The sequence below is a fragment of the Bacillus cereus group sp. BceL062 genome (genome assembly GCF_051780025.1).
Classification (GTDB): domain Bacteria; phylum Bacillota; class Bacilli; order Bacillales; family Bacillaceae_G; genus Bacillus_A; species Bacillus_A toyonensis.
Map to the genome: position 1 here is coordinate 118414 of NZ_JBPWGY010000006.1, position 18417 is coordinate 136830.

Consider the following 18417-nt stretch of genomic DNA (forward strand, 5'->3'; position numbering starts at 1 on the left):
CTTACCCTCCAATCACATTAGATTTTTAACCATAACATACCGTTCAGTACAATATGATTACTGGTAAATATAACTTAGTCTCATTCATGATGTCAACGATTTTTGAACTAAAGTTTATGTTACATTAAATGAATGCAGCTTGATTTGACATAAAGAATGGCTAATTATATAATAATTACATACTGTTTGGTAATAAAAAAACAATTGTATTTACCTACACACCTATCCTAAAACAATTAATAAAATCAAAGTTTGAGGAGGAGAATTCTTTATGGCAAGAACTCGTGAATTTGATGAGGATCAAGTTTTAGATGCAGCAATGCAGTTATTTTGGGAGAAGGGATACGAGGCTACCTCATTAAGTGACCTTACTTCTAGAATGGGCATTCAACGCCCTAGTATTTATTCGGCCTTTGGAGATAAGAAAGAATTGTTTGAAGCCGCACTTCGTAGATATACAATGTCTCGGGCCTCTGATATACGAAATAGGCTTCAAAGTCACTCCTCTGTAAAAGAGTCATTTTCTATTTTCTTTGCCGATGTCGTCAATGAAGAATACGCAGGGGATCTTAGTAAAGGTTGTTTTTGTATCAATACAATGGTTGAATTAGCACCTCATGATGAGAGATTTGAAATTTTGACCAGAGAACATCAAATGTACCTCGCCGTCATTTTTCAGGAGACGATTGAACGAGGAATCCAATCAGGTGAGCTGGAATTCAACACAGATGCAAAGTCTTTGGCACAGGCACTGATTGTAGCGTTAATCGGTCTAACGGTTATGATGAAATCTCGCCCCCAACGTTCATTTGTCGACAATGTAATAGCAGCGACGCTCACATTACTTAAGTGACATGATTGTATATGAAAGTACGAAAACTATACCTTTATAAGGGTAGCGTCACATCTCCATCAGGCTAAGAAATGCAAATACCCCAAAACGAAAAAATGAGCATTTTGTTACAATTTAGTACAAAATTTCGTTCTGGGGGTACTATAAAATTTTAGCTTGATAGCGATATGGTGCTACCCCACATCCATCAGCTTAAGAAAAATAAACGCCACCAAAACAAAAAAAGCCCCAAATTTTTCTTGAAAATAAGTTGGGGCTTTTGAACCAGAAAAGTATATTTTCAACTATGAAAACTATGATAAATTTTTCCTTTTTTCCTACTTGCTAAATTCAGCAAGTAAAATATTTTTAAAAGGATTAGGACTGCCAGTTCTACCCAAACTATTCCAATTGACGACCAACGTATGCTTGCCTCCAAGTTTACCTCCAACTAGAGTTGTAAACCCTAGAATGCCACCTGAGTGTCCCCATATCGAGACACCGCTTGGAAGCATAGTTTCATAGATTCCAAGACCATATCCATCGATTCCTTCTTTTCCTGTAGGAACTGTAGTAAGCATTTGTTTTAGTTGCTGTTCTTTCAGTAATTTGCCACCGAGCAAGTAAGAGAAGAATTTGTTTAAGTCGTCAGCAGTAGAAATCATATCTCCAGCAGAGCTACCTGCACTTGGGTTATAATAAGTAACGTCTTTTAGCTCACTTGCTCCGTCTGGTTGGACATATCCACGGGCATGGTTAGTGCCTGGAATAACACTTGAGTTGCCTGGTAGGAATGTATTCGACAATTCAAGAGGTTCAATAATTCGATTTTCAACCTCTTCCGCATAGCTGTTTCCAGTTACTTTTTCAATAAGGATACCCAGTAATACGTATCCTGTGTTTGAATAAGACCAGCCCTTTCCTGGAGCAAAGTCTGGAGGCAGAGAAACCCCCATCTTCACTAACTCTTCAGCCGTATACGATTTTTTTGTATCCGTAAAATCAGCGTCTTTTGACCTTGAGTATTCAGCGATACCACTTGTATGGTTCAATATGTGCCGGATAGTAATCTTGTTACCATCATATCCATTTCCTTGAATGACACCAGGTAACCATTTTTCGATGTAGTCGTCTAGCTTCAGGCGATTCTCTCCAACTAATTGAAGTACGACTGTTGCGGTGAACGTCTTCGTCACACTCCCAATGCGAAAGCGAAAATCTGTTTTCATTGGTTTCTTGGTTCTCAGATCCGCTATTCCAGCGGCATACCCCCACGTTTTTCCACCCTCAGAAGTTTTAGCAAGTATCCCCGGGTATCCAAGTTGCAATGTATCCCGCATTGCTTGCTTGACGGAAGTATGATCTCGTTGAGTATTTGTTTGTAACGAACTAGATACATCTTGAGTGGGCTCAGCTTTTACAATTGAGGTTGGTGTTGTATATAACAGGGAACTTCCAGCTATTAAAAGGGCCAGACTTGCACATGTAATTTGACTACGTATTTTCATATGGCATTCCTCTCCTCTATTCATATTGTATAAGTGTTGGCATACTGTTCCTTACTTCCTGACAAGACTTAGGGAAAGGCCCTCACGCATATAGATTAAAGCCCCAGTACAAAGGTATCTACTAATACCAACAATTTGAGCCAGTTAAATCTCCATCCCTTCTACAACAAAATTATTCAAAGGTATGAAAGCAAATTATGTACCCTTAGTTATTGTTAGGATTAACACAACATGAGACATAACCCCAACCCATATTTTACTTTATTTATCCATAATATGTATTGAGAAAGAATGTAAATTCGAATCCTTTCCGTCCCCCAACTATTGATCGTTTTTTTACCTATTATAAACTCGACAGAAAACTATTCACTTACGCAAATATACATTAATATCATCCTTGAATTTCAAAATACAAATTATTAATAAAACAAGTAAAGTAGCTATATTAAGAACATTGAAGATATACCCAAAAAACAACACGCCTGTCAGTACATCAGATATAAATCATTCTCTGATTTTTTTGGAGACAGCATAACTTTCTCTAGTATAAATATGCTAATGCAATAAACTCGTTTTATATATAGCAAACACGTTATATTGATTACTGAAATCTTGTTGAATATATAGGTATGAAGGATGAAGGATGAAAAAATCGAACTCATTAAACAAGAAACAAACTTAACTCAAAAGATGCGTTTTCAGCGATACAAATAGGATTGTACCAAATCGCAAAATGTTTATAACAAGGAGAAAAAGTACAGTTACTTGGTTTTTGAGGACATCCGAAGTCCAGGAACTTGCAGAGCGTAACGGTCATAATCCAAAAACAGGAGAAGCGATGAAGATTCTCCCTTCAAAATTACCAGGTTTTAAAATCAGCTAAGAACTTAAATATATGGTAAAGTAAAAAAGTATTTCCCTGCATATTAGGAAAATACTTTTTTTAAAGGAACCTCAAAACTCACACATACCCTATACAGTAAAGGAAGTTTGGTACATGCAATTTTCTATAGACGCGATTCGTAATTTCCTCATACATGACATGGAATCCTATCGTGAAATGCTCCTACAAGAAAATGATTATGACAATATGAAATGGAGTTACACTACATTCATTGATATGAATAATTACCTAAAGAAAACAGATATGGATCAAGAGGAAATTCAAGAGTTATTATCGGTAAGCCGTGAAGGGATCTCTTTTGGTTCGGTAACAAAACGTGATATGCTCTTTATACATTCTCTTACTAGTCCAAATCGATGTTTGGAACTAGTGGAAACCTATAAGTTGATGGAACGAACAAACGAATACGTTCCCAATATGAAAGAAGAATTGCAATGGCTCAAAGATCGATGGGAAAAAGGGTTTTATATTTTTGTTAATCAATAAATATGTTGTATTTATTAAAGCGCTTACCATAGCAAATGTAGAAGAGTCAAAGAATATGAATATAGCTTATAAAAAAGCAAATCTTCTTAAAAGGGAGGCTTGCTTTTTTCTTATTCCCCCTTTTCGAGGGGATGAGCAAAAACCACCCTTAGTGAACTTTATAAGTTATGTTTGGTACTTGTTAACAGCAAGAGGAGCAAAATAGGTGTTAAAGAATCGTTATTTTATTGGAATTTCCAACTCGTGTTGTTTTAGTATGTTTATCAGTGAGGAATGAAGACTGGTTTTTATTTAATATTTTTCGAAAATAAAAAAGAGACCTACTAACTAGGTCCCTTTTTATTCTACATTTAAGTTTCATTTCTGTTTGTTTTTGAAATTGTAAGATATAAAATTGTATATGATGGTGTTTTCTTAACCTTACTATCAATAGCTAATTCGTGAATCTCAAAATTGCTTACTTTCTTAGCTCTACTCTTCTGTTCCTTCCCCTAAAATTCCAATATCCCCATAACTTCTTTCGTAAATAGTTTAAAATCAGTTAAATGTTTTTCAATAATTTGACGAACAATATCTAAATTTACACTTTGATAATCATGAACAGCAATATTACGAAATCCAACCATCGCCTTTAACTTATTTGCTAGCTCTGCGTTAAGTAACCCCGCTGTAACCAATAAATCAAAAGCCTCTCGACTAGATTGGGGTAGTCCTAATTTTTTCCCAGCAACAATATGCATTGCTAAATCAATACTCGCTTCACAAGCTCTTTGTATATTCAATATTATTGAATCTTGCTTTGTGTAATCCTCCAAATTTTCAGGGGCATTTCCATATACATCTTGGATTCTTTTTATACAGCGCTCTATTGTGGAAATTTTATTTAAAATAACCTCATTCTTCATATATAGAACCTCTTTTCTTTATATCATCGAACACTATCTTGCGTTCCTCATTTAATTTTGAATACATTTTTAAAGTTTTCATTTCAAAAATAATTTTCCGTTCTTCATCAGAACAAAATATTGTCTTTCCTGTATGTATAATCTGAGCTTGAAAAACTGTAGAAGCTTCGGATAAATCAACTAAATCAACATCTCTATGAACAATGTTAGCTAATTCCTGTGCTAATAAAAAACGTTCATAGTTCCCTAAAGTTGTGTCACTTAAATAAGCAATATCAATATCACTATCTTCCCGTTCTCTGTTCTCAGCTGTTGATCCAAACACAATTATCCAATAGGGATTCACCGTCTCTTGTAATTTTTCTATAATAGCTGTTATCATGCTTTGAAAAATCATTTAATTAGTCCCCCTTATTATACTTGAATTTTATTATATCATAACCATTACAAAATCCATTAAGCTACAACAAGTACATAAACAAAATTAAACCTTCTTAGTACTTAAAGCACCTCAAAATTACGTGCTTATTCCTGTAAAAGCAAAAGACTTACAATAACTGTCAGTCTTTTGCTTTTGAAACTCTAAACAAATAGGGGCTATATTTCTCTAACAATGGCGTCTTTTATATGTTAATTCACCTTTAATTTTTCTTTTACTTTTGTAGGCAGTTCGTCTTTCTTAACCTCTTCCAACTTTTCATAAACGTAAATGACCTCCGTTGCTCCTTCTACATACTTACCTTTGGCATTGTTCGGCTTTTCTATCAATTTGTAGCCTGGAATCTCTTATTAAAGAAGGAATCGAAAAAAATGAAACTAAAAATGATATAGATGTTATGTCACTTGCTTCTTTCCTTTCTTCTTCAATGAAAGAACCTATTATGGCTAGTCGAGTATGAAAAAATAATATACACCATCATTATTTTATAGAACAAATAAGACATCTTCTTAATTCATATTCTGCATATAGAATGCAAAAGAAAACTCAAAAAAAGATTAGACTCTTTTTTTGAGCTCTTTTCTTTTCATAATGCAATTTATTATTTTAAATCTACATTTATTATTTTAAATCTACGCAAATTCTATCCTTTAATGCAGGTTAGATTTATAGCCTGTGAAAATGTTATTTCATTTTTGAAGAACTCTTCACAAAATCCTTAATATCCTTTAATTTTTTTCCACTAATATTATCTTTGATGGTTGAATCTATTTCATTTTCAATATAAAAAGTTTTCTCTTTAACCTTTACCTCAAATTTATATTTATTTTTATTTTTATCCCAATCTATTAAATTGCTTTTTAATTGCGCAATATCCCTTAAATCAAACTGAATCATAAAAGGTTCTATAGCTGGATAAAAATGTCCAAGTTTACTATTCTCTTTTAAAAAAACTATATATGTGTCACCAGATTTAGGTTTTATATACAATGGATCTTTATTTTTTACTTTTTTTGTAAAAACTTTCGTAGCACTTTTCAGAATTATTCCATTGTCATCAATAACTTCATTACTTTCCTCTAATACGAGGCTTTCTGAGTATCTATGATTTATTAAAATTTTATTCTCTACAGAGTCCCCTTTTAAAATTTCTTTAACATGAAAATTAAACAGATGGCCTTCGACATCTTCATCTTGAATCTCATATGATGAATTGTTTGCCATATTCCATTTAGAGTGTAAACCGTCATATTTACCTAGTACAATTACATCTGCTTCTTCTACCATTTCACTTAAATAATTTGTAGTTTTGAATGTCTTACTTAATACTATAGTCTCAGAATTCGATGAAACATTAGAAACTTCTGCTATGTCTGTATTTGACCAAATTGTTTTTCCAATAATAATTAAAAAAGTAAATATTAATAAACATAGACTCCATTTTATTACTTTATGTTTATACATTATAATAACGTCTCCTTAAAAGATATTTTATACCATTTTCTCAATATAAATATTCCGAATTTTTAAAAAATATTAATTCAAAACAAGATAATGATGCTATAATTCTCTTGTTAAAAATAATCTTTGGAGGGATAATATGAATTTTAGAAAAGGGATTACTGCATTTTTATTAGGTAGTGTGTTTGTCTTTTCCAGCGTTGGAGTTTCAGAAGCTTATGTAAAAGAAGGATGGCAGCTACCTTCAAAATCAGCTACATATAAGTGGGGAGACAGATTAGACGATGGCTCCAGTATCATTAAATCCGGTTGGCAAGCTGCAGATTCAGCCTGGTACACTGCTTCTCGTATTAACTTTACAGTCTCTTCTTCTTCTGTGAACAAATTAAACTCTTGGTTTGAAAGTTCCTCTACTTATTACGGAAGAATGAACACAACTTATAATACATCCACTAAAAAAGTAACGAAATTCGCTGGTGATATTAATGCAGGGAATACAAATATTACAAAATCTAATGTTGCTAAAAGTACAGGAGTACATGAGTTTGGTCATGCAATAGGAATAGGTCACAACAGTGGCACTTCAATTATGAACAGCAATCGTAATCGTACTACTATGCATGTCCCTCAAACTGACGATAAAAATGGTGTGAATGCAATCTATTAACAGAAAAAGGAGATGATTTCTTAATGTTAAGTAAAAAAGCAAAAACTATAGTAATTGCAATTCCTTTAGCTGCAGTGATTGGTTTCGGAGGATATTCAGCATATAATAGTCACTTCTCCAATGTTGCTGGCGAAGATAAGAATGCTGAAACTGTCATTCTCAGTAAAGATTTCCCTGCTACAAGTGATTTAAATCAAATGATTAATGAAGCCGATCTAGTTGTAATTGGTGAATATGGAGGTCTGGACTCTAAGTGGAATATGGCACGTAATCCAAATAATCCGTCGGAAGAGGACAAAGAAAATTATGTTGAAGGACATCTATATAATTTCAATATTTCCGAAACAATTAAAGGTGTGAATGAAAATAAACAAATAAAAATCAATCATCGTTTTGCTGAAACAGTTAAGCTTGAAGATTCTAATGCAGTTGTTGCACCAGATGGCACAGTTACAAAACAAGCTACTAAGGTAACTACTAAAGAGGTTCAAAATAAGGATCCTTTATATATCGAGCCTAAAGTTAATAAAAAATATATGATGTTTTTGAAGAAAGATCAATTATTTGGAAACTACTACGGAGCAATTGAACCATTTGCAATTACTTTTGATGAAAATAACAAAGCTGACCTTCAAACAAACATAGAAACTATTAATGAAAGTAAAATGTCTTCCAAGGCAGAAATTGCAGGTAAAACAATTGTATTGAAAAATGAAATACATGAAACTATTACTGACAATATTAGCGGTAAGACCCTTAATGAATTAAAAGATCAAGTAAAACAAAATGCAAAGTAATAACCATAACTTATAATAAGTTATCCTAATTCATACGATAGTAAAAATTAATTTATTAAATTTGTCATAAATTAAATACAAACTATCTTGAACTACCCTTACTTCCACATCGTTTAGAATTTTGGGGTGAATGTCATGAAATAATAAAAAAAAAGGGCTTATCTTTAAGTAATCCTTAATATAAGCCCCTCCTTCTATTTAATTATTTAAACACATTCGTTTCCATCACTCTATACAGCAATTTCTATAACAATGGATTACCTATTTCAAATAGTGAAAACTACAAATTAGTTGAAAAATTAAACGTTTATGCGGTTGGTTGGACTGCACTATTACCACCAATTGCCATTATGCATAAAATTGAAAAAGTAGTCCATTTCTAAATTTATAATGAGGCTACACTGAATATTATTTAAATGTTGATATAAGACACTTCACTACACTAAAAATATATCCAGGAGTATTCTCCTCCTCATATGGTTAAAAGTACAACAGATAGGCTCTTATGCTATTACACATAAGAGCCTATCTGACTAGTATTATTAACAACTATTTTTATAAAAGTCTTTCATACTAAATAAAAGATATCTCTACAATTATTCTGGGAAAATGAAGCTAGAGTTCCCTTCACTATTAGCTGAATCCTCTTTTGGGAATGTAATAGTAGATCCTTCATTTCCCTTATTTCCATTATTTATTTCTTGTTCCTCAGGAAACACAATGGAAGAATCATTACTTAAATTTGGTGAAAAACCAAGTTTAGATAAGATGGCTTTTAAGTCAGGTAACACACCAATTTTATCGGTAGTTGGATCATTAGATTTCGTTCCAGTACTAGAATCACTTAAAATATCCCTTAGCTGGCTTGGTGTATATACTTTCCCCTGATTATTTTTTGCAATCCCTTGAATTGATGCAGCAGCACCCGCAATAATAGGTGATGCACTAGACGTTCCGCTAAAGCTAGATGTATATAGATTTGTCATAAATTCACTTGGTTTTGCATCTGTTGTGTCTACTGCATTTCCCCACCCATAAACATCCACTCTACTACCGTAATTAGAGAAATATGAACGTTTATGAGGGACCCTTGCAGAAGCTGCCCCAACCATAATTGCCCCTGAATCTTTAAAATCAGGACTATTACGATTTAAAACTTGTTTACCATTACGGTCTCTAAATTGATCCAAATCATTTCCGCCGTTTGCACCTGCTTCAATAATAATAATTCCCTTATTTGCTCCTATACGAATTGCATCAAATATATCTGGTTTTACTTCTACAGGAAGATAGTTCTTATCTCCATATCCATCATATGTTGCTTGGGCTTCTAATAAAAGGATATCTCCAGCTTGCATATTGTTAACTGCACTTAATATAGCATCTGCTGTATTATATCTACCATTATCTCTAATCTGGGATACAACTTTTACCTTAGCTTTTGGTGCAATCCCAATTCCGCCTATGTTATTATCTTCTGCCGAAACAATCCCTAAGACTGAAGTACCGTGATCATGGTGTTCACTCTTATTCTGTCCTGATATCAATTCGATTTTCTGATTCACTAAATCTTCATGAGTAAATAACCAGCCATACTCCATATCTACAAAAGTTGTTCCTTTTCCATCTCCACCTTTTATACTCCAGGCATAAGGTGCATTGATTCCTAATGGTGCTGGTTCAAGGTAACCTTGCCTTGTAAGTCTAGGCTCATCATATGGATTAACAGATAAATTCGGTAAACGCTCTTCTGGTGGTGCTTCTTCTTCCTGTAAATATGCCGTTTCAACAAGAGATGATTTTTCAAATTTTACAAGTAATGCTTGTACATCAATATTACCTTGGGTTTCTACAATATAATAATTTAGCAAATTAGAAGAAATATGATCCGAGTCTTTTATTTCTTCACCTAAATTTTTAATTTCTGTAGGGTTTAAAGAATTAAAAAGTCGATTTATAGTTATATTTGGGTATTCGGCTAAAATTTTAATTAATTCAGGGTCTTGTTTTTCTTCTTTAATAAATTTTTCTACCCCATCCTGATATGGTAAATTTGCTTCATTTTTAAATTTCAAAATTAATTGTTTAGTAACTTGCTTATGTACAGTAGAATTCAATTGCTTATTTGAATAATTGTAAGTAGCGGCGTAGGCAACTTCTGATTTTTCGCTTGGAAGTATACCACCTACCCCATTAAATGCTGTTAACGCAATTGAAGAAACTAGAATTCCCTTAAAAATTTTCAAAATGTGCACCTCTTTTAATTTATATATAATTATAAAAAAATGTATATTACCTAACTTCTTTTCTTATACAAACGTCTTAAATGTAGACTTATATTTTCAACTCCATTCATTTTTTAATAATTGCTTATACATCACTATTACAACTAATTCATGTCATCAAATCTATTAATTCAGTTGCTCAGCTGTAACCATTATAGTTACAGCTATAGTGAATAGTCAACCTTATTTTTTATGCAATTTCGCATTTTTAAAAATACATACTTCTTTTAATTTTCTCCTAATTATCTTAAGAGAAGTTGAGCTTCTATCATTTTAAGTAATTGCATATATATAATAAAAAGCATATAAGGGGGATGGAAACGTGGTAATTTCAAGACAAGATTCCTGGACTAACGATGACGATTTACTTCTCGCAACAATAGTGCTTCAAAATATTCGTAACGGCGGAACACAGTTAGCTGCATTTAAAGAAGTAGCTAAACAATTGGTCAGAACTCCTGCTGCTTGCGGATTTCGTTGGAACTCTTACTTGCGAAAACAATACGAAGAAGAAATACAACAGGCAAAACATAATCGAAAAGTGGAAAATAACATTTCTCCCTCCCAACAAAAAAAAGAAACAAACTCTTTATCTATTACCTTAGATGACATTATTTCATTTCTACAAAATTATAAAGAAATGGATGAATTGAAAACTTTACAAAATCAAATTGAATGTTTAGAAGCAGAGAATCACTCTCTTTCGCAACGTTTAGCTATGTATGAAGAAGAGTATAGTATGTTACTTAATCATATCGATAAGACAAGAAATTTAATTGTAGCCAATTAAATTTAGAAATAGATTAACTTTTATGATTTCTAAACCGTAGTATTAGTTAAAAATAAAATTTGATTTATAGGCAAGTCTAAAGAGCATTTTTTGAAAATAAGATCGATAAAAACCCCTATTAACATAAAAATTAATAGGGGGTTTTTTCAAATATTTCTATCAATAATCAGACTTTGTTATAAATTATCACAAAGTCTTTTAAAGCATTAATTACTTTACCTTGTGATAATCTTCCACTCTTATTAAGAATTAGTAAATCAAATAAATTTCCCGCTTTAAATTCATTTAATACGCATAATAGGTATATACATTATTTTATTTCTGTTTTTTCATCTCTTCCATTTCTTGTTGCCATGTAGCACCAACACCACCTGATGGCGTATTCCAGCGATCCTCTTGTCGTTTAATGCGTTCCATGTCTGCATCACTCGGCTTAAATTCTTCTACTTCCTTACGTTCTTGTTCAACTTCGTTATTATTTGGTTTATGGTTGGTAGTAACTTCTTCGGGCTTATCATTGGCTTCAACATTCTTGCCTTCGTTCATTTGAGACTTGTGATTATTTGACTGACTCTCATTAGATTGCACGCTTACGTTTTTCTCTTCAGCCCAACGATTATTTTTAACATCCCATCCGACAGGAATAACTGAATACATTTCCTTATCTTGGCCAACATAATCCGCACCAAATAACTTACCGTCCTTAAATTGAACTTGTATCACCGCTTCTGGCGCCTCATAAATATATTCAATTAATTCCGTATCAAACTTCTTCGTTTTAAATGCACTTGTCGCATTACGGTGTAATGCCTTAGCTACTTCTTCATATGGCATACCATGTTCAAGTGCTTCAAAGTAATCGACAGGCATTGTAGAACTACTTTCATCTAATGGAAGCTGATACTGCACAATATCAACTTTATCTTCATTTTTTTCCGTATCAATCGCTTTGTTTTCGTTATCCCTTGGCACATTATCATCCAACTTTTCCGCGTCCTTTAATTCATCACGCTTTGTTTCATCTACCTTCTTATCGGCTTGCGCGTCCTTCTTCACTTCCTGCTCACTCATAGGCGTTTCTTTCTTGGCAGAGGCGTTCTCCTGACCACACCCCACTAATAAACTTGATAACAATAATCCTAATACTAGATATCTTTTCATGTCCATTCTCCCTGTTTGCGCTATATTTATACAATAACATTAGCGTATTTACCTTATATTACCTTATTCCCTTCGTAATATTATAACAATATATTAAAATATACAACAATTTAATTCTCTATTATGCTATCTATTACGAGATATCTAACGAGTTTAATTCTGTCAATCATGCTACGGCTTTCTAACACTTCTTTTGCACACTTTCTTCTTCTAAAATAGCGTAATAATATTCATCCCACCATTCATTCCCATGTGGTATACATTTCCTAAAATAGCCTTCTCTTCTCATTCCAATCTTCTCCATCACTCGATACGATGGGATATTTTGTGGCTGACATGTAGCGATAATCCTATGTAATTTCATTTCCTTAAAGCCATATTTCAATATAGCTTGTGCTGCTTCAGAAGCATATCCTTTATTAAAGTATTTTGGATTGAACACCCAACCAATCTCATAAGTATGCTCACCAAAATATTTATGAAATACTATATGACCAATAAGGATATCTTCATCTATTAATACCACAGGAAAGTTCTTAGCATTTTTACCAATGTTTTCATTCACAAAGTTCCTTGTATCTTCTTCAGTAAAAACCCCTTCAGGTATGTATTTCATAATATTGATATCTGATGTATACTCATGGACAGCTTGCCAATCTTTGAACTCAAATTTCCGTATTAATAATCTTTCTGCTTTTACAAACATGTACTTTTCCCCCCTCAAAAAATTGTAATTATATTTTAAATTCACATATAACCCTTAAAACAAAAAGAACCTGTAGGAATCTCTACAAGTTCTTTTTAGTTTAAGATGAATATACGGGGCAAACAAACTATCTTACAGATTCATCATAGAAACTACAGGGGTAATGCTTTGACAAATACATTATATAACAAATATTAACATCCATAGATTTTAATTTTGAAAATTATGTGAATTAAGAACAATAGTAACTTTTTTCTTAACTATTATTAATTTCATTTACTACTAACTTCTTTTCACTTAAATAAACTGCTCGATCAGATATTTTTGCAACTTCTTGTGAATGCGTAACAACAATTACACATTTATTCTCTTGATGGGCGAGCTCCTGAAACAGCTCAATAATCTCTTTCGCTGTTTCTCCATCAAGGTTTCCTGTTGGTTCATCAGCGATTAGTAAATCGACATTACAAGATAGCGCTCGAGCAATTGCTACACGTTGTTGTTGCCCGCCACTTAATTGCAAGACATTTCGTTTCGCTTCTACTTCTGTGAGTCCTACCTTCTCTAATAATTCTAATGCTCTTACTTTTTTATTTTGTACCTTCACACCTGTAATTTCCATTGCTGTTAATACATTCTGAAGAGCAGTCATATAGGTAATCAAATTATAAGATTGGAAAATTACAGATACATGTTGATTACGGTATCGATCCAAGCCAATTTTTCTAATATCCTTTCCGTTATACAGTACATAACCATTTTTAGGTATATCCAGCCCACAACCTAAGCTAAGAGTTGTAGTTTTACCAGATCCAGATGGCCCTAAAATCGTGTAGAAATGCCCTTTTTGAAAAGAAAAATTCACATTATCTAGTATCGTTACTTTTTTGCCGTTACTTTCATAATAATAATCTAAGTTTTTAAATTGTAAAATTGTCTCCATATCGAGCCTCCTTATTCATCTTTTAAAAGAATTTGTTTTGGATTTAAGCGTAGGATAGATAATGCCGGAAGAAGCGTTGCTAATATAGCAATAGTCAGTCCAATTCCCCCCATTTTCCCTAAATCCTCTCCTGTTACACTTACATCAATTTTATCAATTGGATCTTCATTTTGGTTTTGTGGAGTACCACCAGCCCCAACCATCATTACACTCCCATTTTGTGAATTGTCTTTTTCTTCGCTTGCTGTAGCAATTTCACTCGAAAGTAAGTTATCCCCTACGAATTGAGAAACTTTAGCTCCTGTTGTTAGGGATAATCCAAATGCTAAAATAGCAATACATGCTACTTCTACTACGAACTGCGCCATCAGTTTCCATTTTTTCTCTCCAATAGATAATAAGATCCCCATTTCCTTACGACGTGCTTTAATCGATAACATAATGATTAATCCTAAAATAATCGCACCTGCAATAGATACCATATAGATAATCATTTGAGACGTAGAAGCGATATTTTCTATAGGGCCAATCATTTGCTTGTACAATGAATCATGTGCATCTAACTTAAAATAATTAAAATCAATATCAGATTTTTTTGCTTCTTTTTTAAATGCATCAATATACTGTGGATCGTTCAATAAGTACACGACCTGAATACTACTCATACCTTCATCTGTTTCTAATTTCTTTAAAGTAGAGTGAGGCATATATAGTTTATTAGCTGGATTCATCATAGGAGGGGGGTTTTGACCCATTGGTTGCTCATTCGTTTCATAAATACCAATAATTTCAACTTCAAGAGTTTCCTTCTTATCCCCTGATTGAATTTTAACCTTATCTCCCACTTTCAAATTATTTTGTTCCGCTAATCGTTTTTCCATTAAAGTTACATTCTGATCTTGCATCTTTTCTGTAATTGGTTTCCCATCAATGATTTTACTATTTCCATTTTTAAAACTTTCTTGTAATAAAGTCTTGCGAACTCCTTCTATTATAAGAGAAGAATTCATATCTATTTCTGAACCTGAACCTGATCCTCCAACCATTGCAACGCTACCTTTTCCTTTTCCTTCATCTTCTCCTTCTGAAGCTCCTACTAATTTAAACCCATTTGCAATTCCGAAATTATGGGTTATATAATTATAGTCTTTAACATATTTGGACTTCGCTAATTGATCTGTTTCTTTTGTATTGAGCTGCGGCGGATTAGGCGCTTCTCCAGTTTCCCTTGCTTGTTTTCCTAATTTATCAAAATCAAGACTTAAAGTAACATCAGCACCCAGTTTTTTTCTTGCTGAATCAGCAGCTTTTTTTGATGCATTCTGGATTGCAAATCCTGCCAGCACTAAGTTTGTAACAATCAGAAAGACCGCCATCAAAATTAATGATGTTCCTATTCTTTTTTTCATACTGAGAATTGCGCGTTTTATAAAATTCATTTTTCCTAACCTCCTTGATAGTTGTTATTCTAAATACACTATCTGGAGTTTATATGAAGATATTCAGTAGATTATCTAAAGATATTAGGGCTTATCTGGAGTGCATATGTAGTGATTCGTTAATATAGTCAAGAAAAACTGGAACACAAATTAAAATACGTAATCGATTTTGAAAATTGGTAGAGAGCCAGTTCATTAATGTGGAGTGAGGACGAATGGAATGATCGTACATATAAAACTAGTAAAATAGAAAAAGCCACCAAAAGGTGGCTGTTAAGTGGTACGTGTTTGTTCCATTAATTTCACGGTTTTTGTTAGTTTTTCACCATTTCGATAAACTGTTACTTTAATTATATCCCCCAATTTTTTCTTTTCATATAAATATTTACGGAATTGAACGACATTTTCTATTTTTTGTCCATCTAATGCAATCACAACATCATATTGTTGCAATCCACCTTTTTCTGCTGGTGATTGATTTGAGATATTCCCCAACACGGCACCATTTGATATCTCTTTTGGTAATTTTAATTGATTACGTGCAGAATCTGTCATTTTCTCCACATCTAATAACTGTACACCCATCATCGGACGCTTAACTGTTCCATCTTTCTCAAGAGACTCTAGGATTGTTTTGGCTATATGAATCGGAATTGCAAATCCAATTCCTTCAACAGCTTGTTGTGCAATTTTACTCGAATTAATTCCAATGACTTCACCCCGTTCATTAAACAAAGCTCCTCCACTATTCCCAGGATTAATAGCTGCATCTGTTTGAATTACCTGTGCTTGCCAATCCACTTGTTGATTTCCGAGGGTACTAACAGGTATTTCTCGTTCCTTGCTACTAATAATCCCCTTTGTTACACTACCTTCTAGCCCCAATGGATTCCCAATGGCTATTACCGTTTCCCCTGTACGAATTTTTTCAGAGTCTCCAAGTGTTGCGACTCTTTTTACATCTGCCCCGTCAATTTCTAATACCGCTAAATCTAATAATGGATCTGTCCCTACTACTTTAGCGGGAACCTTTTTACCATCATTCAATTTCACTTCTACTTTATTCGCACCGTCTATCACATGATTATTTGTAACAATGAAAGCCCTATTGCCGTTTTTTTTATATATGACCCCTGATCCCGAACCAGCTTCTTCTGATTGATCTTGCGTATTAAATGAATTTGCATTTTGTTTATAGTTAATGACACCTACGACAACTTCTTTTGCAGATTCAATCATATTTTGAGGATTGCTCACATCTTCTGGTTTGTAAGAGATCGGCGTAGCCTGATTTACTCCGTTATGCTTAAAAGATTGACCTGCACTTCCTTTGATTTCATTTATATAAGGGGTGGTCAATCCAATGGTAATTGCACCAATCACTGCACCAATTATTCCTGTGAAAAAATACCCTGTTTTTTTATAGGCTTTATTCCTATTGCTTTCTGTTTGATTTATATCATAGTGTCCCATTGTGAACATCCCTTTCTCCTTTAATTTACAATTGAATATTTTCATCTTGATATTTGAAATAAGATATATGAATGTAATATTTAAGAATCACCATTTCAAAAAAAGAAAATTTTACCTTTCGACATGGTTTAAACATAAATCAACTGTTTTTTCGTAGAGGTAACATTATATTTGAAATTTCCTATGAATATATGTATAACGATATTCAAACCCACTTCGAGCTTGTCTCTAAAAAAAGAGCCTATTCGGCTCTCAACAAATAGAGTATTCAATGTACATAGTAGCATGCGTGTTTATACAGGTGTTTTGCAAAAAGCGGAAACAAAGGACAATAAACATCCATTAGATTATTTATTCTTTTGTTATAAACTTAGATCCTAGCATTCTCGTGAGAATGGATGGTAATAGGTTTGTGTGTAAATAAGAAGGAAGGGATAAAATTTGATAGATTGTGTAAATCGTCAACACCATGTATCATTCCTTTCTATTTGGTACATGTATCATACAAACTTAATCTGTATTCTATATGGAGTTAATCTAGAGTTATAGTAAAGATTTTCAGTATCTAGTTATTGAATACAAAAATAGAGAGAATCAATTTGATCCTCCCTACTTTTGTTCACTAGACTTATATAGCTTTCTTTTATTTACACTTGTGTATTTATTTACGCACGGTGCTGATTTCAATTTTTGTTTTTCCTCTTTGATGCGTCTATTATTCGAATGAGGGACCATCCACAGTTGTACATCTAATAAAGAAAGAATGATGTTTGCTTCCAGTGACATCTTAATTACCTCCCTCTGTCTTGTTATGTATATAACCTATCTCATGCATCTGGAACTGGTTTAAAATACATGTAGTTTTCTTGTGAAGTTTTTATAGTGTTTCTAATACGTCTCCACATCAACTCCAGATTGGAAGGTTATAATGACTACAAGAGGTGATATTATGAAGAACTATCACATTCTGGTGGTAGAAGATGATCAAGAAATACAAGAATTAATCAAACAATTTTTAATGACACAACAGTATAAAGTTATAGTTGCATCAGATGGATTAGAGGGCATGAAACAATTTAATAAGCAATCCTTCGATTTAATTCTTCTAGATGTGATGATGCCAAACCTAAATGGATTTGAAGTTGCCAAAATGATTCGAAGTCAGTCAAATATACCAATTATTATGCTAACTGCGCTAGAAGAAGAACAAGATCAAATGAAAGGATTTGATCTTGGAATCGATGATTATATTACGAAACCTTTTTCTTTTCATGTTTTGATGAGACGAGTCGAAGCAGTACTGAGAAGAAGTAATAATCAAAGTACGGATAATCATTTTGTATTTAGAGAACTACATGTCGATGGCGATGCATATAAAGTATATGTAAATAGGGTTGAAGTTCCCTTAACGACAAAAGAATTTGAAATTTTGCAACTACTACTTCAAAATGAAAAAAAGGTACTCACAAGAGAAAGTATCGTAGAAAAAATTTGGGGATATGAGTATGCCGGAGACACACGAATGATTGATACGCATATGAAAAACATACGAAAAAAATTAGATATACCCTATATTAAAACAGTAAAGGGCATTGGTTATAAAATCGATGAATAGGATTGT

General features: G+C 33.0%; 19 protein-coding genes and 2 pseudogenes. 9 read left to right on the forward strand and 12 right to left on the reverse strand.

What is annotated here, in order from left to right; translation table 11 throughout:
- The first annotated feature begins 271 nt into the window (after window positions 1-271).
- Window positions 272-853 carry a TetR/AcrR family transcriptional regulator gene (locus ACS2MN_RS15765; RefSeq protein WP_346994652.1) on the forward strand — a complete coding sequence of 194 codons (582 nt, stop codon included), beginning with the start codon at window positions 272-274 and terminating at the stop codon, window positions 851-853.
- 317 nt (window positions 854-1170) lie between these two features.
- On the opposite strand, the gene ACS2MN_RS15770 is transcribed toward ACS2MN_RS15765, so the two are convergent.
- Entirely contained in the window at window positions 1171-2340 is a 1170-nt protein-coding gene (locus tag ACS2MN_RS15770; RefSeq protein ID WP_098805728.1) for a serine hydrolase domain-containing protein, read from the reverse strand.
- Between the two features lie 733 nt (window positions 2341-3073).
- Between ACS2MN_RS15770 and ACS2MN_RS15775 the strand changes: the two genes are divergently transcribed.
- Complete coding sequence (locus ACS2MN_RS15775; RefSeq protein WP_371399356.1) at window positions 3074-3223, forward strand: HU family DNA-binding protein; 150 nt, start codon at window positions 3074-3076, stop codon at window positions 3221-3223.
- Between the two features lie 114 nt (window positions 3224-3337).
- Window positions 3338-3730 carry a hypothetical protein gene (locus ACS2MN_RS15780; RefSeq protein ID WP_001160624.1) on the forward strand — a complete coding sequence of 131 codons (393 nt, stop codon included), beginning with the start codon at window positions 3338-3340 and terminating at the stop codon, window positions 3728-3730.
- Between the two features lie 491 nt (window positions 3731-4221).
- On the opposite strand, the gene hepT is transcribed toward ACS2MN_RS15780, so the two are convergent.
- From hepT to ACS2MN_RS15795, 3 genes are all read right to left on the reverse strand, one after another.
- Window positions 4222-4635, reverse strand: coding sequence for a type VII toxin-antitoxin system HepT family RNase toxin (gene hepT / locus ACS2MN_RS15785; RefSeq protein ID WP_000787537.1), 414 nt, complete (start codon window positions 4633-4635; stop codon window positions 4222-4224).
- Window positions 4625-5032, reverse strand: coding sequence for a type VII toxin-antitoxin system MntA family adenylyltransferase antitoxin (gene mntA / locus ACS2MN_RS15790; protein WP_000577221.1), 408 nt, complete (start codon window positions 5030-5032; stop codon window positions 4625-4627). Before mntA ends, hepT begins: the two co-directional genes overlap by 11 nt.
- A gap of 233 nt (window positions 5033-5265) precedes the next feature.
- A complete protein-coding gene (locus ACS2MN_RS15795) occupies window positions 5266-5403 on the reverse strand; it encodes a hypothetical protein (RefSeq protein ID WP_142344982.1) in 138 nt (45 codons plus the stop codon).
- Window positions 5404-5414: 11 nt separating this feature from the next.
- Here ACS2MN_RS15795 and ACS2MN_RS15800 point away from each other — a divergent pair.
- Window positions 5415-5648: pseudogene (locus ACS2MN_RS15800) on the forward strand (hypothetical protein); the annotation flags it as partial.
- Window positions 5649-5758: 110 nt separating this feature from the next.
- Here the strand turns inward: ACS2MN_RS15800 and ACS2MN_RS15805 are convergent.
- Entirely contained in the window at window positions 5759-6538 is a 780-nt protein-coding gene (locus tag ACS2MN_RS15805; protein WP_098805726.1) for a hypothetical protein, read from the reverse strand.
- A gap of 136 nt (window positions 6539-6674) precedes the next feature.
- Here ACS2MN_RS15805 and ACS2MN_RS15810 point away from each other — a divergent pair, with 136 nt between their 5' ends.
- From ACS2MN_RS15810 to ACS2MN_RS15820, 3 genes and pseudogenes are all read left to right on the forward strand, one after another.
- Window positions 6675-7202 (forward strand): matrixin family metalloprotease, encoded by a 528-nt coding sequence (locus tag ACS2MN_RS15810; protein WP_098805725.1) that lies wholly within the window; start codon window positions 6675-6677, stop codon window positions 7200-7202.
- Between the two features lie 23 nt (window positions 7203-7225).
- Window positions 7226-7999: a cardiolipin synthase gene (locus ACS2MN_RS15815; RefSeq protein WP_098805724.1), complete on the forward strand. Its 774-nt coding sequence runs from the start codon at window positions 7226-7228 to the stop codon at window positions 7997-7999.
- A 257-nt stretch (window positions 8000-8256) separates the two neighbouring features.
- Window positions 8257-8382, forward strand: a pseudogene (locus ACS2MN_RS15820) (DUF3221 domain-containing protein); the annotation flags it as partial.
- 213 nt (window positions 8383-8595) lie between these two features.
- Here the strand turns inward: ACS2MN_RS15820 and ACS2MN_RS15825 are convergent.
- Complete coding sequence (locus tag ACS2MN_RS15825; RefSeq protein ID WP_098805723.1) at window positions 8596-10245, reverse strand: S8 family peptidase; 1650 nt, start codon at window positions 10243-10245, stop codon at window positions 8596-8598.
- A gap of 361 nt (window positions 10246-10606) precedes the next feature.
- Between ACS2MN_RS15825 and ACS2MN_RS15830 the strand changes: the two genes are divergently transcribed.
- On the forward strand, window positions 10607-11074 hold the full coding sequence (locus tag ACS2MN_RS15830; RefSeq protein ID WP_438894718.1) for an RsfA family transcriptional regulator: 468 nt from the start codon (window positions 10607-10609) through the stop codon (window positions 11072-11074).
- 315 nt (window positions 11075-11389) lie between these two features.
- Here the strand turns inward: ACS2MN_RS15830 and ACS2MN_RS15835 are convergent, their stop codons facing one another.
- The 6 genes from ACS2MN_RS15835 to ACS2MN_RS15860 all read right to left on the reverse strand — a co-directional run bounded on the left by ACS2MN_RS15835 (window position 11390) and on the right by ACS2MN_RS15860 (window position 17582).
- Window positions 11390-12235 (reverse strand): hypothetical protein, encoded by an 846-nt coding sequence (locus ACS2MN_RS15835; RefSeq protein WP_098805721.1) that lies wholly within the window; start codon window positions 12233-12235, stop codon window positions 11390-11392.
- A 181-nt stretch (window positions 12236-12416) separates the two neighbouring features.
- Window positions 12417-12941 carry a GNAT family N-acetyltransferase gene (locus tag ACS2MN_RS15840; RefSeq protein ID WP_098805720.1) on the reverse strand — a complete coding sequence of 175 codons (525 nt, stop codon included), beginning with the start codon at window positions 12939-12941 and terminating at the stop codon, window positions 12417-12419.
- Window positions 12942-13197: 256 nt separating this feature from the next.
- Window positions 13198-13884, reverse strand: coding sequence for an ABC transporter ATP-binding protein (locus ACS2MN_RS15845; RefSeq protein WP_346994653.1), 687 nt, complete (start codon window positions 13882-13884; stop codon window positions 13198-13200).
- 11 nt (window positions 13885-13895) lie between these two features.
- Window positions 13896-15323, reverse strand: a complete 1428-nt coding sequence (locus ACS2MN_RS15850; protein ID WP_346994654.1) for an ABC transporter permease — start codon at window positions 15321-15323, stop codon at window positions 13896-13898.
- 273 nt (window positions 15324-15596) lie between these two features.
- Window positions 15597-16805 carry a S1C family serine protease gene (locus ACS2MN_RS15855; RefSeq protein WP_098805718.1) on the reverse strand — a complete coding sequence of 403 codons (1209 nt, stop codon included), beginning with the start codon at window positions 16803-16805 and terminating at the stop codon, window positions 15597-15599.
- Window positions 16806-17405: 600 nt separating this feature from the next.
- Entirely contained in the window at window positions 17406-17582 is a 177-nt protein-coding gene (locus ACS2MN_RS15860; RefSeq protein WP_180250214.1) for a hypothetical protein, read from the reverse strand.
- 163 nt (window positions 17583-17745) lie between these two features.
- Here ACS2MN_RS15860 and ACS2MN_RS15865 point away from each other — a divergent pair, with 163 nt between their 5' ends.
- Entirely contained in the window at window positions 17746-18411 is a 666-nt protein-coding gene (locus tag ACS2MN_RS15865) for a response regulator transcription factor (RefSeq protein ID WP_098805717.1), read from the forward strand.
- Window positions 18412-18417: the final 6 nt, after the last annotated feature.

Excerpts from the sequence above, each read along its gene's own strand:
- ACS2MN_RS15770 (WP_098805728.1), bottom strand. The coding sequence starts at position 2,340 with ATGAAAATACGTAGTCAAATTACATGTGCAAGTCTGGCCCTTTTAATA.
- mntA (WP_000577221.1), bottom strand. The coding sequence starts at position 5,032 with ATGATTTTTCAAAGCATGATAACAGCTATTATAGAAAAATTACAAGAG.
- ACS2MN_RS15805 (WP_098805726.1), bottom strand. The coding sequence starts at position 6,538 with ATGTATAAACATAAAGTAATAAAATGGAGTCTATGTTTATTAATATTT.
- ACS2MN_RS15845 (WP_346994653.1), bottom strand. The coding sequence starts at position 13,884 with ATGGAGACAATTTTACAATTTAAAAACTTAGATTATTATTATGAAAGT.
- ACS2MN_RS15780 (WP_001160624.1), top strand. The coding sequence starts at position 3,338 with ATGCAATTTTCTATAGACGCGATTCGTAATTTCCTCATACATGACATG.
- ACS2MN_RS15815 (WP_098805724.1), top strand. The coding sequence starts at position 7,226 with ATGTTAAGTAAAAAAGCAAAAACTATAGTAATTGCAATTCCTTTAGCT.
- ACS2MN_RS15865 (WP_098805717.1), top strand. The coding sequence starts at position 17,746 with ATGAAGAACTATCACATTCTGGTGGTAGAAGATGATCAAGAAATACAA.
- ACS2MN_RS15855 (WP_098805718.1), bottom strand. The coding sequence starts at position 16,805 with ATGTTCACAATGGGACACTATGATATAAATCAAACAGAAAGCAATAGG.
- ACS2MN_RS15775 (WP_371399356.1), top strand. The coding sequence starts at position 3,074 with ATGTTTATAACAAGGAGAAAAAGTACAGTTACTTGGTTTTTGAGGACA.
- ACS2MN_RS15840 (WP_098805720.1), bottom strand. The coding sequence starts at position 12,941 with ATGTTTGTAAAAGCAGAAAGATTATTAATACGGAAATTTGAGTTCAAA.
- ACS2MN_RS15765 (WP_346994652.1), top strand. The coding sequence starts at position 272 with ATGGCAAGAACTCGTGAATTTGATGAGGATCAAGTTTTAGATGCAGCA.
- ACS2MN_RS15810 (WP_098805725.1), top strand. The coding sequence starts at position 6,675 with ATGAATTTTAGAAAAGGGATTACTGCATTTTTATTAGGTAGTGTGTTT.
- hepT (WP_000787537.1), bottom strand. The coding sequence starts at position 4,635 with ATGAAGAATGAGGTTATTTTAAATAAAATTTCCACAATAGAGCGCTGT.
- ACS2MN_RS15850 (WP_346994654.1), bottom strand. The coding sequence starts at position 15,323 with ATGAATTTTATAAAACGCGCAATTCTCAGTATGAAAAAAAGAATAGGA.
- ACS2MN_RS15860 (WP_180250214.1), bottom strand. The coding sequence starts at position 17,582 with ATGTCACTGGAAGCAAACATCATTCTTTCTTTATTAGATGTACAACTG.
- ACS2MN_RS15835 (WP_098805721.1), bottom strand. The coding sequence starts at position 12,235 with ATGAAAAGATATCTAGTATTAGGATTATTGTTATCAAGTTTATTAGTG.